The following is a 16,409-nucleotide window of genomic DNA, read 5'->3' as shown; positions in this document are numbered from 1 at the left end:
GAAACATATCCAGAGCTTCTGTGGATAACTTTGTTGATAGTTCGTGTCCGACCCGACAGAAGCCTTGAAAATCAAGGGTTTTCTTAGACTGCCTTCAAAATCGGCAATCTGCAAAGTCCAATGAAATCAACAACTTGGCGATACTGCCGGGGGAGTGAGCCGGTCCGGGGCACATCGCCAGGTCTGTCGCACCGCAGCACAAGTTTTGTGCATAAGTGAGGCGTGTCAAGTGATTTTTTGGCCCGTTTTTATGGTACGGGCCCGTTTTCAGGGGCGTGCCCGCATGCGGCGCGAGTGCGTGTGCACCGCCTCCACCAGCGCCGACACATGCTCCGGCGGGGTGAACTGGCTGATGCCATGGCCCAGGTTGAAGATGTGCGTGGCGCCCGGGCCTTCGCCCCGGTGCGGCGTGCCGAAGCTCTCCAGCACCTGCTCCACCTGGGCCTGGATGGCCGCCGGCGGTGCGAACAGCACGTTGGGGTCGATGTTGCCCTGCAGCGCCTTGCCTTGCGGGCCCTCGCCCACCAGGGCCCGGGCGCGGCCCAGGTTGACGGTCCAGTCCAGGCCGAGGGCATGGCAGTCGAGCGACTTCATGTCGTCCAGCCACAGGCCGCCGCCCTTGGTGAACACGATGCGGGGAATCTCCACGCCCTCGTGGGTGCGGTGCAGCTGGGCCAGCACCCGGCGGGTGTAGGCCAGGCTGAACGCCTGGAAGGCGCCATCGGCCAGCACGCCGCCCCAGCTGTCGAACACCATGACGGCCTGCGCACCGGCCTCGATCTGGGCATTGAGGTAGGCGGCCACGGCGTCGGCATTGACCGCCAGGATGCGGTGCATCAGGTCCGGGCGGCTGTACATGAGCGACTTCACCAGCCGGTAGTCGTCCGAGCCACCGCCCTCGACCATGTAGCAGGCCAGCGTCCAGGGGCTGCCGGAGAACCCGATCAGGGGCACGCGGCCATCGAGGGCCCGGCGGATGGAGGTGACCGCGTCGAACACATAGCGAAGCTGGTCCATGTCCGGCACGGCCAGCGTGGCCACGTCGGCTTCGGTGCGCACGGTGCGCGCGAACCGGGGGCCTTCGCCCACGGCAAACGACAGCCCCAGGCCCATGGCGTCGGGCACGGTGAGGATGTCGGAGAACAGGATGGCCGCATCGAGCGGATAGCGCTCCAGCGGCTGCAGCGTGACCTCGGTGGCGTAGTCGACGTTGGTGGCCAGTCCCATGAAGCTGCCGGCCTTGGCGCGGGTGGCGCAGTATTCCGGCAGGTAGCGGCCCGCCTGGCGCATGAGCCACACCGGGGTGTGGTCGGTGGCCTGGCGCAGGCAGGCCCGCAGGAAGGTGTCGTTCTTCAGGGGAGCAAAGGACATGGGCGGTTCCGTGACTGGGGGTATCCGGCCCATTATCCACACGGCCCGGGGCCGCCCCGCACCGGTCAGGCGGCGCTGCCCTTGTACTTGATGGTGCAGCCGTAGGGCCGGGTGGTGGTCTGGCTCAGCGGCTTTCCGGCGGCGATCTCGGCCATGGCCTGCTGGATGTAGGGCACCGCCTTGGGGATGTCTTCGACCCGGGCCGAGGCGATGCTGTCGATGCCGCCGGCATACACCAGCACACCCTGGGCATTGACGATGTACATGTGCGGCGTGACGCGCGCAGCAAAGGCCTCGCCGGCCTTGCCGCTTTCGTCCAGCAGCGTGGCGGTGGGGGCGGCCTTCTGTTCGGCGATCCACTGGCCCAGCCGCGCCGGCGGCAGGTAGTCCGGACTGCTCTCGGCGGTGGAGTTGATCACCAGCCAGGCGATGTTCTTGCTGGCTGCATCCTTCTGCAGCGACTGCATGTTGCCCTGGTAGTGCTTCTTCACGAACGGGCAGCTCGGGTTGGTCCATTCCAGCACCACGGCGCGGCCCTTGAAGTCCGACAGCTTCACCGGCTTGCCGGCGGTGTCCATCAGGGTGAAGTCGGGGGCGGGCTGGCCCACGGTGGCGGCGGCCCGGGCAGGCAGCGGTGCCAGGGTGGCGATGGGGGCGAGGGCGCCTGCGATCAGCAGGGGACGGCGTTGCATGTGACAGCTCCTGAAATGAATCGTTGGAATGACACGCCGCCGGCCCCGTCAGAGCGGTGCCAGCGCCGCGCGGACCTCCTCCACGCTCAGCACTTCGGACAGCACCACCGGGGCCTGCCCGTTCTTGTAGATCGCATACACCGGCACCCCGTTGCGGCCCAGCCCGGCCAGGGCCTGGGTCACCGCCGGGTCGCGCCGGGTCCAGTCGGCCCGCAGCAGGGCCATGTTCTTGCCCGCCATGTCGGCCAGCAGCGAGGCGTCGGCCAGCGTGGTGCGCTTGTTGAACTGGCAGGTCACGCACCAGGCGGCGGTGAAGTCGACGAACACCGGTCGGCCTTCGGCCAGGTACCGGGCCTGCACCTCGGGCGACCAAGCCTCCCAGACCCCGTCGCGGGCCGTGCCGGTGGCCGCCGTGGCTTCCATCGGCCGCATCACGCCCGGCCCCACCGTCACCCCCAGCCACAGCAGACCGGCGAGCGACAGGCCGCCCAGCACCAGGCGGCTGCGTCCGTGCAGCTTCAGGGTCCAGACCAGCAGCGCCAGCGCCACCAGCAGCATCAGCAGACCGGCGGCACCGTCGATGCCGGTCTGCTGACCCAGCACCCACAGCAGCCAGACCACGGTGGCGAACATCGGAAAGGCCATGAACTGGCGGAACCGTTCCATCCAGGCCCCCGGACGCGGCAGCGCGCGGGCCACCGCCGGCACCCAGCTCGCAGCCAGGTACGGCACGGCCATGCCCAGCCCCAGCACCGCGAAGATGGCCAGCGCCTGCCAGGCCGGCAGCGCAATCGCCAGTCCCAGCGACGCTCCCATGAACGGTGCGGTGCAGGGCGAGGCCACGGCGGTGGCCAGCACGCCGGTGAGGAAGGCGTCGCCGGTGGGGTGTCGGGCCTGCAGGGTGGCCACCGAACTCGGCAGCACCGAGCCGAACTCGAACAGGCCGGCCAGGTTCAGGCCGATCAGGGTGAACAGCACCGCCAGCCCCGCCACCACGCCGGGACTCTGCAGCTGGAATCCCCAGCCCAGCTGCTCGCCGGCTGCGCGCAGCGCCAGCAGCAGACCTCCCAGGGCCAGGAACGAGAGCACCACGCCGGCGGTGTAGGCCAGGCCCTGGGCCCGGTGGGCGGCCGCCGATGTGCCCGGGCGGGTGAAGCCCATCACCTTGATGGCCAGCACCGGGAACACGCAGGGCATGAGGTTGAGGATGAGCCCGCCGATGAGTGCGCCCAGCAGCGCCGCGCCGAAGGTGAGCGAACCGGCGCCCACCGGACCGCCGGCGGCGGCGCGGGCGGCATTGGCATCGAGTGCAGCCTGCAGGGCGGGCGATACCGCCGCCGGCAGCGGGGCTGCCGCCGGCCAGCTGCCCTGCACCGGCACCTCCAGCCGCACGCCGGGCAGTCCCGGACCCTGGCCCGGTGCGTCGGCCTGGGCCACCACCAGCGCCATCTGCGCCGGCGAGTCGCTGCGGTGGGGCGAGAGGGGAATGCTGGCGGTCCAGCGGTCGCCCTCCCAGGCCTGGGTCCAGGGAGCGCCCGGTTCGATCACGCCCGGGGTCTCGGGGAAAAACTCCAGTGTCTGGCCGCGCAGCGGCCGTGGCAGGCCATCAAGCACCACCTTCAGGCGGGATGCCTCGGGCTGCACCTGGCTGCCGCCGGCGGGCAGGTCGGCCGGGCGGGCCTGTCGTGCCGCGTCGAAGGCCGCAGCCGAGCCGGCCATGCTGCCGTCCACCGGCAGGCGCAGCTGGAAGCGGCCTTCTTCGGGAATGCACTCGCGCCGGCACACCAGCCACGAGGCCTGCAGCCCGATGTCGATGGCATCGCCCCGGAAATCCGGGCCGACGGTCAGGGTGACCGGCAGCAGCACCGTGCCGTCATAGCCGTAGTTGGCCAGGTTGCCGATCGGGAATTTGCGCGGTGTGGGCCAGTCGATGGGGCTGGCCGTCACCCCCGCCGGCAACGTCCATTGCAGCTCGGTGGGCAGGCCGGAGTCGCCCGCGTTCTTCCAGTAGGTGTGCCACTCGGGCGCATGGGTGATCTGCAGGCCGGCCTGCACGCGGGCGCCGGCCCGGGCGCCTGCGGGGGCGTGCACCAGCAGCTCGGCGCGGGCCTGGGGTGACTCCACCACGGTGGGCGAGACCACCCGGCTGCCGCCGGCGGCGGCCAGACCGGCCAGCGACACCGCTCCGGGCGGCGGCGCCGGCGGCAGGCCCTGCGCGAGGGCACCCGCCACCATCGCCAGACCGGCACCCAGACCCGCGAGCCGGCGGGTCCAGGCCGGCCAGCGCAGAGTGGGCCGGGCATCGGGGGTGGGCAAGGGGCGGGGCAGGGTCGGTGGCATGGCGAGTGACGGGGGCTGCAGGACAGGCCCGGTGGTAGGAGCGGCGCAGCCGGACGGAGTTCCTCCCGGGCCGGCTGCCGACTATACGGGGCCCCTGCGACAGGACGGCCCCTGACCGTAAGATGCACCCCATGCCCCCGATCCCGCCCGCTCCCCTGCCGCCCAGCCGTTTCTGGGCCGACCTGGTCACCGACGATTTCGCCGCCCTGGACCTGGACCGCGCCATCGCCGTGTTGCCGGTGGCGGCCACCGAACAGCACGGCCCGCACCTCCCCTTGAGCGTGGACGCCGACATCGCCCAGGCCGTGGTGCAGGCTTGCCTGCCCCACCTGCCGGGGGATCTGCCGGCCTTGTTCCTGCCGGTGCAGGCGGTAGGCTTCAGCCCGGAGCACCGGGCCTTTGCGGGCACGCTGAGCCTGTCGGCCGAGACCCTGATGCGGCTGTGGACCGAGATCGCCGAAGGAGTGGCGGCCAGCGGGGTGCGCAAGCTGCTGATCTTCAACACCCACGGGGGCCAGGTGGGCGCCCTGGACCTGGTGGCGCGCGACCTGCGGGCCCGGCGGGACCTGCTGGTCTACACCAGCAGCTGGTTCAACCTGCCGCTGCTGGACGCGAGCGGGCAGGACGTGATGACCCGCTTCTCGGCCCATGAGCACCGCTTCGGCGTCCATGCCGGCGAGATCGAGACCGCCCTCATGCTCGCCCTGCACCCGCAGCGCGTGCGCATGGACCGGGCCGGCGATTTCCGCTCCAGCAGTGAACAGCGTGCGCGGGACTTCAGCGTGCTGGGCAACGGCCGCAGCGCCAAGCTGGCCTGGCAGACCCAGGACCTCAACCCGTCCGGTGCCGTGGGCAACGCCGCCGCGGCCACCGCCGAGGACGGCCATGCGGTGCTCGATGCCGCCGGCCGGGCCCTGGCCCGGCTGCTGACCGAGATCGACCGGCTGCCGCCCGACACCCTCAGGCGTAGGTGATCCAGTCTGCCAGCGCCGGATCGTCCAGATGCGGCAGGGTGTTGTAGGTCAGCAGCGTGTGGCGTTTGGGGTTGAACTGGAATTCGCTGACCGCGCTGTTGCGGATGCGCATGTTGAGTTCGATGGTGGCCTCCGGGCTCATGCCCAGCACATGGCCCACGGCGGTGGAGATGGGGCCGCCGCTCGAGACGATCAGCACCTTCTGCCCCTGGTGGTGGGCGCGCACATGGTCCAGTGCACCGGTGATGCCGCGCACGAAGTCCTCGTAGGTGGGCATGCCGGCCGGGCTCACGGTGCCGGCCATCCACTGCGCCAGGCCGTCGCGCAGCAGCCGGAAATGGTGGCGGTAGAGCTCGGGGGTGTCAGGCCGGGCCAGCGGATGCGGATGCACCGTGCGGATGACGGCGTGGCTGTCGTATTCGTTCAGGCCCGGCCAGACCCGGGGTTGCAGGTCCAGACCGGCGCCTTCGGCGATGCCCTCCCAGGTCTGGGCATGCCGCCGCAACGAACCCATGAGCACCGCATCGGGCCGCCAGCCGCGCTGTGACCAGTAGCGCCCGAGCTGCACCGCCTGCCGGCGGCCCAGTTCGCTGAGCTGGTCGTAATCGTCGGCCCCGAAGGAGGCCTGGCCGTGGCGCACGAGGTAGAGCTGTCCCATGCGCCGGATTCTGGGTCAGCGGACCTCGGCCGATTTGTCCCGGCAGCGACTGCCAGGCCGGTGAGCGCCGGTGCGCAAGCCGCAGAGATCGGGCGGTTTTCCCCTGCGAATGAGGCATTGGCAACGCTGCGGCCTGTGCTCCAATCCCGGCATGAGCGTCTGCCCAGGAGCCCACCGTGTTTGATCTCGACACCCTGCTGTCCTTGCGGGTGGCGGTGGATGCGCTCATCGTGCTGGCGTTCTGGGCCCAGTCGCGTCGCTACCCGGCCATCGGGGGGCCGGGCTGGTGGGCGGTGGCCTCCTTCCTGTCCATCCTGGGATCGGGGGGGCTCTGGCTGCGCGGCACCGGTTCGGTGTTCTGGGCCATCGTGGTGGGCAGCACCATGCTGGTGGTGGCGGCCATGGCGGTCTGGCTCGGCCTGCGCAGCTACCTGGGTCTTGCCGCGCACCGCCGGCATCTGCTGCTGACCGGTCTGGCCTTCATCCTCGTCATGGCCTTCCTCACGTACGGCATCGACACCGCCAAGGGGCGCCAGGCGGTCTTCTCGCTGGTGGTGATCGGCATCGCCTGCGGTGCCCTGCGCGACCTGCTGCGGGCCGAGCGCGAGTCGCCCCGGGTGCCGGAGCTGCGGGCGGTGCGGTCGATCACCATGGCCGAACTGGCCGCCATGCTGGGCTTTGCCGTGTCGGTGCCGGTGCTGGGCTACACGCCGGACGAGGTGATGCCGGTCTACCTGTTCATCTTCCTCACCACCCTGCTGGTGCGCATGGCGCTGTACAACGCGCTGGTGTCGCACCGCCTGCGCACCGAGGGCGATCGGGCCCGCCAGGCGCTGCAGGTCCGCGAGGCCGATCAGCGTGCGCTGATCGAGAACCTGGGCGCCGGCGTCATGGTGTTCCGGCCGGACAACACGCTGACCAGCATCAACACAGCCGCGCGGCGGTTCCTGGGCTGGAGCGATGGCGGCGCCAATCCGGCCCTGCCGGAACCCACCTCGGCCGGGCATGCCTGGCAGCTGCTGGGCGAATCCGGGCAGCCGATGCGCCGGCACGAGCTCCCGTTCGATCGCGTGCTGGCCACCGGCCAGCCGGCCCGCGACATCGTCATGGGCGTGCCGGTGGGCGAGAGCGGCGAGGTGCGCTGGGCGCTGTGCAATGCCTATCCCGAAAACAGCACCGACGGCGGCCTGCGCCATGTGGTGCTGACCTTCATCGACATCACGTCGTTGCGCAATGCCCAGGCCGAGCAGAAGACCCTGCAGGCCCAGCTGGCCCAGTCGCAGAAGATGGAGGCGCTGGGCACGCTGGCCGGCGGCGTGGCCCACGACTTCAACAACATCCTGGCCGCCATCCTGGGCAACGCCGATCTGGCCCGTCAGGACCTGGGCACCGAACACCCGGCGGCCGAGAGCCTGGACGAGATCCGCACCGCGGCCCGCCGGGGGCGGGAGCTGGTGCGGCGGATCCTGGCCTTCAGCCGCCAGCAGCCGATGGAACTGGTCGAGATCGATCTGGCCGCCGTGCTGGCCGAATCCTGCGCCCTGCTGCGGGCTGCACTGCCATCGCATGTGGAGCTGGTGCAGTCCAGCGGCGGCCCGGCGCCCCGCATCCTGGCCGATCCGACCCAGATCGGACAGGTGTTCGTCAACCTGGGCACCAATGCCCTGCATGCGATGCAGGCCCAGGGTGGCCGGCTGGAGTTCCGCATCGACACGCTGCCGGTCCAGCACGCCGGCGTGCCGCAGGAGCTGGCCGTGATCTGCCGCCAGCGGCGGGTCGGTGTCGTCCGGGTTCAGGTGGTGGACACCGGCTCGGGCATGGACGAGACGGTGCGCCGGCGCATCTTCGAGCCGTTCTTCACCACCAAGGCGGTCGGGCAGGGCACCGGGCTGGGCCTGCCCATGGTGCTGGGCATCGTGCAGTCCCATGGCGGGGCCATCGATGTCCAGAGCCGTCCGGGTGCCGGCACCACCTTCACCCTGCTGTTTCCTGCCGCCGCGCCGGCCAATCGCGGCACAATGCCGGCGATCGGTCGTGCCACGGCCGCACAGCCCGTCTCTGCCGCTCCCCCAACCCCCACGGACGCCCGCGACACGATGCCCGAATCCACCGACGCCCCGATGCCCCATGTCCTGTACCTGGACGACGACGACACCCTGGTCTTCCTGGTGCGTCGCCTGCTGGAGCGCCGCGGCTTCCGGGTCACCGCATTCACGTCGCAGAACGAGGCCATCGAGGCGGTGCGGGCTGCGCCCGGAGCGTTCGATCTGCTGCTCACCGACTTCAACATGCCCGGCATGTCGGGGCTCGAGGTGGCGCGGGCCGTGCTGGCCATCGAGCCCACGCTGACCGTGGCCGTGGCCTCGGGCTACATCACCGACGAGATGCAGGCCGAGGCGCGCGCTGCCGGCGTGCGCGAGGTGGTGTTCAAGACCGATGCGGTCGAGACCTTCTGCGAGGTGGTGTCCCGCCTGGTGCAGCCGGCCGCCTGAGGCAGCGGTTCAGCGCACACCGGCCGGATGGTGCAGCGTCACCGGGCCGCGTGGCGTGTCCAGCGTGGCACAGAGGGCGGCCGATCGCACATCGGGGTCGTGATGCCACAGCGGCGTGGCATCCAGTGACCGCAAGGCCTCGGTCACGGCGCCTCCTTGTGCGCCACCGCCCCGCAGTGCCCGGATCGAGACCCCGGCCTGGGGCAATCCCTGTGCCGGGTGGCGCTCTCCCCACTGGATGAGGGTGGGCAGGGCACCCTCGCCCAGGCGGCGGCCGTCGTCGCGCACCGTGATCTTCCAGCGCAGCAGGCCATCCGGCGTGGGCCGGGAGGCTTCCAGGACCGGCCCGCGTTCCCAGCCTGCGCGGCCCAGCGCATCCCGGGCAACGTCGATGTCCGGCACCCGGGCCACCCAGTGCACCAGCTGCGGTCCGGCGTGCCGCAGCGACGCCTGCAGCGCGGTGTCGTCCAGATCAAACCACCTGCGCAGCGGAGGCGGGCGCAGCGGCGTGGCGGTCGGGTCGATGGCGATGATCTCCAGGTAGGCATCGGGTGCACCGGAGAGTTTCAGCAGGCGGTTGTGGGTGCCGAACAGCGCGTGGGCCCCGCCCGGGGCGGGAGTCACCCCGAGCACCGCCTCGCACCAGGCCACGCCCTGCTCCAGCGTGGCGGCGGCCACCACCAGGTGGTCCAGCAGCAGGCTCACAGGTCCACCCGGCCTTCGATGCAGGTGACCGCATCGCCGCCGATCCACAGCGTGCCGTCCTCCACCTGCTCGACATGCACCCGTCCGGCGCGCCGCAGTGCCGTGCCCTGCGCCGCCACGTAGCGGTGCGGTGCGCGTCCGCTGCCGATCAGCCACTGGGCCAGGGCCGCATTCAGGCTGCCGGTCACCGGGTCTTCGGTCAGGCCGTTCTGGCCGGGGAAGAAGGCGCGCACCTCGAACAGGGTGTCGGCGCCATCGGCCTGCGCCCCCACCACCCCCACCTTGCCCCGCGGCCCCACCACGCCGATGTCCAGCCCGGCCAGCACGGCGGCATCCGGTTGCAGCGCAAGCACCTGTTCGGCGCTGGCCAGCATGACCGCCCGCCATCCCGGGCCGTTGTCGCACCAGCTGTGGGCCACGATGTCGGTGCGCGGCACGCCCAGGCCGCGGGCGATCAGGGCCACGTCCGCCTCGTCCAGCGGCCCGCTGCGCCGCAGCGGCGGTGCGGCGAAGGCCAGCCGGTGGCCGTCGCGCCGGATCGGCACCAGGCCGACGCCGCATTCCTGCACCACATGGGCGCCCTTGGGCTGTCCGCCGGCACGCAGCCACGCGTGCGCCGTCCCCAGCGTGGGATGGCCGGCAAACGGCAGTTCGCGCCCGGGGCAGAAGATGCGCACCCGGTAGTCGGCCTCGGCCGTGGTGGGCGGCAGCACGAAGGTGCACTCCGACAGGTTCGTCCAGTCGGTGAAGGCCTGCATGGCCTCGGTGCTCAGACCGCTGCCGTCGAGCACGACGGCCAGCGGGTTGCCCCGGTAGGGCGTGTCGGTGAACACATCCACCTGGGCGAAGGGGCGGCCGCTCAGGCCGGCGGGGGCAGAACTCATGCAGTCACTCCGGAAGTCTGGGGTCGGGCCGCCGGCACGGCGGTCGGGCGGGGCAGCGCCTCGCGCACGGTGGAGGCCAGCGCGGCAATGCCCGAGCGTATCTGGTCTTCGCTGGCGGTCACGAAGCTCAGCCGCAGCGTGCGTGGATCGGGCTGGTCGGCATAGAACGCTCCGCCCGGCACATAGGCCACGCCGCGCGCCACGGCCTGGGGCAGCAGGGCGGTGGCGTCCAGTCCCTCGGGCAGACGCAGCCACAGGAACATGCCGCCCTGAGGCGCGTTCCATTGCACGCCGAGGTCGGCCATCTCGCTCGACAGTGCCTCCAGCATGGTCCGGCACTGCTGGCGGTACAGCGTCCGGATCGCGGGCACATGCCGCTCCATGAAGCCGTGGCGCAGCACCTCGTGGGCCAGCCGCTGGTTGAAGCCCGGGGTGTGCAGGTCGGCCGCCTGCTTGGCCTGCAGCAGCTTGGGGTGGATGGCTTTGGGTGCCACCACATAGCCCAGCCGCAGGCCCGGGGCCAGCACCTTGGAGAACGAACCGATGTACAGGCATCCGTCGGGGTGGCGGGCGGTCAGCGGGGCGGGCGGTGGCTGGTCGAACCACAGTTCGCCGTACGGGTTGTCCTCCACCAGCGGCAGGCCCAGGCGGGCCGCCTGCTGCACCAGGGCGTCCCGGGCGCCATCGCTCAGGCTGCGGCCGGTGGGGTTCTGGAAGTTGGGCAGCACGTACATGAAGCGGGCGCCTCGCGCCCGGCGCGCCAGGTCGGCGAGATCCGGGCCGTCCTCGGTGCAGGCCACCCCTTCGACCTCGGGCTCCATGGGCGCAAACGCCTGCAGCGCGCCCAGGTAGGTGGGCGTCTCCACCAGCACCCGGCTGCCGTTGTCGATGAGCACCTTGCCCACCAGGTCCAGGGCCTGCTGGCTGCCGGTGGTGATCAGCACCTGGGCCGGATCCACCGGCCAGGGCAGCTGTGCCGCCACCCATTCGCGCAGGGGGCCGTGCCCCTCGCTGGCGGCATATTGCAGGGCGGCCGGGCCGTCGGTGGCCAGCACCTCGGCGCAGGCCTGGGCAAAGGCGTCGACCGGGAAGGTCCGGGGCGAGGGCAGGCCGCCGGCGAGGCTGACGATGCCGGGCTGCTGGGTGAGCTTGAGGATTTCGCGGATCACCGACGGGTTCATCCGTTCGGCGCGGCGGGCCAGGGTCCAGGGGGTGCTCATGGGGATGGCTCCTTGCGGTGGAAATGAAGGGTCAGGCGGTCTGGCGCTGGGCGCGTCGGCCGGCCAGCACGGTGGCCACCACCGCGAGCCCGAACACCAGGGTCAGTCCGTCCACCGACTCGCCCAGCAGGGGCACGGCGGCTGCCATGCTCAGGAAAGGCTGCAGCAGCTGCAGCTGGCTCACCCGCAGGGCGCCACCGAGCGCCAGTCCGCGGAACCAGGCGAAGAAACCCGCCCACATGGAGAACACGGCCACGTACAGCAGGGCGAGCCAGGCCGTGATCGGCACCGGCTGCTCGGGCCAGGTGAGCAGGGCGCCCGGCAGGGTCAGCGGTAGGGCCATCACGCAGACCCAGCTGATCACCCGCTCGGCGCCGAGCGACGGCGTCACCTGCGTGCCGCCCACATACCCCACCGAGGCGGCCAGCACGGCGCCCACCAGGAGCAGGTCGGCCCAGGCCAGGTCGAACCCGCCGGCCTGCCAGGCGCGGATCAGGCTGTAGGCCACCACCAGACCGCTGCCCAGCGCCGCGAACAGCCAGAAGCCCAGACGCGCCCGCTGGTGCAGCAGCCAGGCGGCTGCCGCTGCGGTGGCCAGGGGCAGCAGGGCCGTGATGACCGCTGCATGGCTGGCACTGACGTGCCGCAAGGCCCAGCCCAGCAGCAGCGGATAGCCGATCACATTGCCCAGCAGGGACAGACCCAGCGGCCGGCACTGCGCCGCCGTGGGGCGGGGGGCCTGCACCGCCGCCAGGTAGGCCAGCGACAGCAGACCGGCCAGCGCGGCCCGTGCCCAGGTGACGAACCACGGTGACAGGGCGGGCGCCTCGGCGGTGCCGGTGGCCAGCCGCGTGGCCGGCAGCGTCAGCGCGAACACGGTGACCCCGACCAGGCCGAGCCACCAGCCCAGGCGGGCGTCGCTGGCCGAAGGGGAGTGGGCAGGCAGGGTCGGATGGGCGGTGTTCATGGCGGTCAATGTAGCTAGGCAAAGCAATACACAGCCAGTACAGTTTCGCTGTCACTCTGCAAACTGTATGGTCCGCAACCGCCATACAGCCTCGCCGCCATGCTCACCAAAACCGCCGCGCAGCCCCTCTCCGAACAGCTGGCCGATCGTCTGGCCCACCGCATCCGCGACCGTCTGCTGCCGCCGGGCGCCCGGTTGCCATCGGTGCGCGAATGCGCCCGGCTGCAGGGGGTGAGTCCTTCCACCGTGGTGTCGGCGTACGACAAGCTGCTGGCCCAGGGACTGATCGATGCGCGCAAGAACCGGGGTTTCTTCGTGCGCGAGCCACGCACCGCACCTGCCGGACCGCTCCCGTCCGCACGCCGCGAGCAGCCGGTGCAGATCGACGCCACGGCACTCATGCGCGGCATGTTCCACCGCGTCAGCGACAAGCCTCAGCCCGGCATGGGCGTTTTCCCGGCCGACTGGCTGGAGTCCGGGTTCATGCCGTCGGCGGTGCGCAAGCTCACCAGCGCCAAGGCCATCAACGAGGTGTCGCTCCATTACGGCGAGCCTGCCGGCGATGCCGGACTTCGTCAGGCCCTGGCCCGCAAGCTCGGCGACATGGGGCTGCCGCTGGAGGCCGGGCAGATCGTCACCAGCGTGGGCGCCACCCATGCGCTGGACATCATCAGCCGCACGCTGCTGCGCCCGGGCGATCCGGTGATGGTGGAAGAGCCCGGCTGGGCGGTCGAATTTGCCCGGCTGGCCGCGCTGGGCGCGCGGGTGCTGCCGGTGCCGCGAGGGCCGGATGGCCCCGATCTGGCGGTCATGGCCCGCTACTGCGAGGCCCACCGGCCCAAGCTGTACGTGAGCGTGAGCGTGCTGCACAACCCCACCGGCCACTGCCTGAGCCCGGCCAGTGCCCACCGGCTGCTGCAGCTGGCCGGCCAGCACGACTTCCATGTGGTGGAGGACGACACCTACAGCCACCTGGCGCCACCCCACGCCACCCGCCTGAGCGTGCTCGATGGCCTGCAGCGCACGCTGTATGTGGGTGGTTTTGCCAAGGTGCTGGCACCGAACTGGCGCGTGGGCTTTCTGGCGGCCCCGGCCGATCTGGTGGAGCCCCTGATCCACACCAAGATGCTCAGCACCCTCACCACGCCGGCCCTGCTGGAGAAGGCGCTGGCGCTGTGCATCGAGCAGGGGCAGCTGCGTCGGCATGCCGAGCGCCTGCGGGCCCGGCTCGACGGGGCCCGGGCCCGCAGCGTACAGCTGGCCCGCGCGGCCGGTTGCCGTTTCGTGGCCGAGCCGGCCGGCCTGTTCGGCTGGGTCGACACCGGCGTGGACACCGACGTGCTGGCCCAGCGGCTGCTGGACGACGGTTACATGATCGCGCCCGGCGCCCTGTTCCATGCCGGCCGGCAGCCGTCCACGCTCATGCGCATCAATTTCGCCACCACCCAGGACGCGGCGTTCTGGCGGGTCTACCGCCAGCGGGTGTCCGAGCTCTGAGCGGCTCGCTCAGAGTCCGCCCAGGGCCTCCAGCCGTTCGGCCGCGGCCATCCAGGCTGCTTCCACCTCGGCATGGCGCCGGGACAGTTCGGCGGCGCGGCCGGGATCGCTGGCGTACAGCTGCCCACCCTCGAGCTGGCGTTCGATGTCGGCCTGCTCGGCCTCAAGGGCAGCCATCTGCCCGGGCAGGGCGTCGAGCTCGCGCTGTTCCTTGTAGGAGAGCTTGCGGCGGGTCGTCGGGGGCGCCGGGGTGGACGGGGCTGCTTGCAGCGCTGCGGCCGGGGCGGGCGCGGCCACCGTGCGTGCTGCGTCTTCCTGACGCTGCAGGGCCGCGGCCCGGGCGGATTGCGTCAGCCAGTCCTGCACGTCGCCCACGTACTCGCGCCAGCGGCCACCGCCCTCGGCGACGATGGTGCTGGTGACCACGTTGTCCAGGAAGCGCCGGTCGTGGCTGACCAGGAACACCGTGCCCTCGAACTGCTGCAGCAGATCTTCCAGCAGGTCCAGGGTCTCGATGTCCAGATCGTTGGTGGGTTCGTCCAGCACCAGCACATTGGCCGGCCGTGCGAACAGCCGGGCCAGCAGCAGCCGGTTGCGCTCGCCGCCCGAGAGCGTGCGGACCGGGGCATTGGCGCGTGCGGGCGAAAACAGGAAGTCGCTCAGGTAGCTCTTGACATGGGTGCGCCGCTGGCCGATCTCGATCCATTCGCTGCCGGGGCTGATGAAGTCCTCCAGCGTCGCGTCCAGATCGATCTGGTCGCGCATCTGGTCGAAATAGGCCACCTGCAGGTTGCTGCCCTGGCGCACCGAGCCGCTGTCCGGGGCCAGCTCGCCCAGGATCAGCTTGAGCAAGGTCGTCTTGCCGGCACCGTTCGGCCCGATCAGCCCGACCTTGTCGCCGCGCAGGATGGTGGTGGAGAAGTCGCGCACGATGGCGCGCGGCTGGCCGTCGGCCCCCGGGTAGGACAAGCCGACCTTGTCCAGCTCCGCCACGATCTTCCCGCTGGCCGCACCGCTGGCCACCTCCAGCCGGACCTTGCCGACCGCGTCGCGGCGCTGGGCGCGCTGCTCCCGCAGCCGTTCCAGCCGCGTGATGCGGCCCTGCGCCCGCGTCCGCCGCGCCTCCACCCCCTTGCGGATCCAGACTTCCTCCTGTGCCAGCAGCTTGTCGGCCCTGGCATTGATCACGGCCTCCTGCGCCAGCTGTTCTTCCTTGAGCACCACGTACCGGGCGAAGTTGCCCGGGTAGCTGGTCAGGCGGCCCCGGTCCAGCTCGACCATGCGGGTGGCCACCCGGTCGAGGAAGGCCCGGTCGTGGCTGATGGTCACCACACTGCCGCCATACGCCAGCAGGAGTTCTTCCAGCCACTGGATGCTGTCCAGATCCAGGTGGTTGGTCGGCTCGTCGAGCAGCAGCACATCGGGCTTGCTGACCAGCGCCTGCGCCAGCGCCACCCGCTTGCGGTTGCCGCCCGAGAGCGATCCCACCGTCATGGCGCCATTGAGGTGCAGCCGGTCCAGCGTCTCCTGAACCCGTTGCTCCCAGTTCCACGCATCCAGCGCCTCGATGCGGCTCTGCAGTGCATCAAGATCGACGCCGGGCGCGTGGGCCAGATACAGGTCTCGTGCGTCCCGGGCATCCTTCAGGCCTTCGCTGGCCGCGTCGAAAACGGTCGCCGCTGCATCCAGCTCAGGTTCCTGGGGCACATAAGCGATCCGCAGACCGCTCTGCACCGAGATGTCCCCGTCGTCGACCTTCTCGCGCCCGGCCAGGATCTTGAGCAGAGAGGATTTGCCAGTGCCGTTGCGGCCGATGAGCCCGACCCGCTCTCCGATCTCCAGTGCGAAGTCGGCATGGTCCAGCAGCGGGACATGGCCAAAGGCCAGCTGGGCTTGCTGGAGAGAGATGAGAGACATGACGGGTCCTTGTTATATGAAGAGGCCCAGGAGCGCGCAGACCCGAGGGGCGCGGCATTATCGATGGCGGGCTTTCCCGGCCCCAGTGGCTCAGACGCCTGTCACCTCGCGTGACTGCAAAAATTTTTTGGCCCACTTTGACAAGGCCTCGAAAACTGGCATATACTGCAGGGCTTCGCTGATCACAAAGCGGCAGACGGCGCATCGCAAGGTGCACAGTCCTTCAGGGGCTCGTCTGCTTGACTGGCGAGACCGATGCAGATCGGGGTGCTGAAAAAACTTCTTCGAAAGTTTTGACAGCGACGAAAAATCTGTGTCATAATACGAGGCTCTGCTGATCGCAGCGGGGTGCAAGACAAGACGGAAAGCGGGTGCTGACCGGTGTCTTGAGGATCATTAAAAACATACAGCCGATAAGCGTGGGCGTTTGAAGGCGATTGCCAAGACTCTTCGGAGTCAAGTCGCAAGACTTTAAACGCTCATGAGAATAGAAGTGAAGTTCACTTCAATTCCGTTTTTATGAGTAATTTCAAGATCGAACTAAAGAGTTTGATCCTGGCTCAGATTGAACGCTGGCGGCATGCTTTACACATGCAAGTCGAACGGTAACAGGCCGCAAGGTGCTGACGAGTGGCGAACGGGTGAGTAATGCATCGGAACGTGCCCAGTCGTGGGGGATAACGCAGCGAAAG

12 protein-coding genes are annotated in these 16,409 nt (G+C 70.2%); 3 read left to right on the top strand and 9 right to left on the bottom strand.

The genetic code is table 11. The features are described 5' to 3' along the window. Positions 1-267: 267 nt before the first annotated feature. From hemE to CAP38_RS11325, 3 genes are all read right to left on the bottom strand, one after another. On the bottom strand, positions 268-1,371 hold the full coding sequence (gene hemE / locus CAP38_RS11335) for a uroporphyrinogen decarboxylase (protein WP_086121521.1): 1,104 nt from the start codon (positions 1,369-1,371) through the stop codon (positions 268-270). A gap of 65 nt (positions 1,372-1,436) precedes the next feature. Then, positions 1,437-2,063, bottom strand: coding sequence for a redoxin domain-containing protein (locus tag CAP38_RS11330; RefSeq protein WP_086121520.1), 627 nt, complete (start codon positions 2,061-2,063; stop codon positions 1,437-1,439). Between the two features lie 48 nt (positions 2,064-2,111). Beyond that, positions 2,112-4,298: a protein-disulfide reductase DsbD gene (locus CAP38_RS11325; RefSeq protein ID WP_086121713.1), complete on the bottom strand. Its 2,187-nt coding sequence runs from the start codon at positions 4,296-4,298 to the stop codon at positions 2,112-2,114. 236 nt (positions 4,299-4,534) lie between these two features. On the opposite strand from CAP38_RS11325, the gene CAP38_RS11320 reads away from it, so the two are divergent. Further along, positions 4,535-5,377: a creatininase family protein gene (locus CAP38_RS11320; RefSeq protein ID WP_086121519.1), complete on the top strand. Its 843-nt coding sequence runs from the start codon at positions 4,535-4,537 to the stop codon at positions 5,375-5,377. Here the strand turns inward: CAP38_RS11320 and CAP38_RS11315 are convergent. Then, complete coding sequence (locus tag CAP38_RS11315; RefSeq protein WP_086121518.1) at positions 5,364-6,035, bottom strand: histidine phosphatase family protein; 672 nt, start codon at positions 6,033-6,035, stop codon at positions 5,364-5,366. The genes CAP38_RS11320 and CAP38_RS11315 overlap by 14 nt on opposite strands. 176 nt (positions 6,036-6,211) lie before the next feature. On the opposite strand from CAP38_RS11315, the gene CAP38_RS11310 reads away from it, so the two are divergent. Then, complete coding sequence (locus CAP38_RS11310) at positions 6,212-8,527, top strand: ATP-binding protein (RefSeq protein ID WP_086121517.1); 2,316 nt, start codon at positions 6,212-6,214, stop codon at positions 8,525-8,527. A gap of 9 nt (positions 8,528-8,536) precedes the next feature. On the opposite strand, the gene CAP38_RS11305 is transcribed toward CAP38_RS11310, so the two are convergent. From CAP38_RS11305 to CAP38_RS11290, 4 genes are read right to left on the bottom strand one after another with little or no spacing between them, the layout of a single operon-like run. After that, entirely contained in the window at positions 8,537-9,232 is a 696-nt protein-coding gene (locus CAP38_RS11305; RefSeq protein WP_086121516.1) for a VOC family protein, read from the bottom strand. Further along, entirely contained in the window at positions 9,229-10,095 is an 867-nt protein-coding gene (locus CAP38_RS11300; RefSeq protein WP_086121712.1) for a PhzF family phenazine biosynthesis protein, read from the bottom strand. Before CAP38_RS11300 ends, CAP38_RS11305 begins: the two co-directional genes overlap by 4 nt. 17 nt (positions 10,096-10,112) lie before the next feature. Beyond that, entirely contained in the window at positions 10,113-11,336 is a 1,224-nt protein-coding gene (locus CAP38_RS11295) for a PLP-dependent aminotransferase family protein (RefSeq protein ID WP_086121515.1), read from the bottom strand. A gap of 31 nt (positions 11,337-11,367) precedes the next feature. Next, entirely contained in the window at positions 11,368-12,303 is a 936-nt protein-coding gene (locus tag CAP38_RS11290) for a DMT family transporter (protein WP_086121514.1), read from the bottom strand. 99 nt (positions 12,304-12,402) lie between these two features. Here CAP38_RS11290 and CAP38_RS11285 point away from each other — a divergent pair, with 99 nt between their 5' ends. Beyond that, positions 12,403-13,800: a PLP-dependent aminotransferase family protein gene (locus tag CAP38_RS11285; RefSeq protein ID WP_086121513.1), complete on the top strand. Its 1,398-nt coding sequence runs from the start codon at positions 12,403-12,405 to the stop codon at positions 13,798-13,800. Positions 13,801-13,809: 9 nt separating this feature from the next. On the opposite strand, the gene CAP38_RS11280 is transcribed toward CAP38_RS11285, so the two are convergent. After that, positions 13,810-15,717 carry an ATP-binding cassette domain-containing protein gene (locus CAP38_RS11280; protein WP_086121512.1) on the bottom strand — a complete coding sequence of 636 codons (1,908 nt, stop codon included), beginning with the start codon at positions 15,715-15,717 and terminating at the stop codon, positions 13,810-13,812. Positions 15,718-16,409 lie beyond the last annotated feature (692 nt).

Source organism: Hydrogenophaga sp. IBVHS2 (assembly GCF_002127215.1).
Taxonomy (GTDB): Bacteria; Pseudomonadota; Gammaproteobacteria; order Burkholderiales; family Burkholderiaceae_C; genus Hydrogenophaga.
This window is presented reverse-complemented; position numbering and strand designations above follow the sequence as displayed.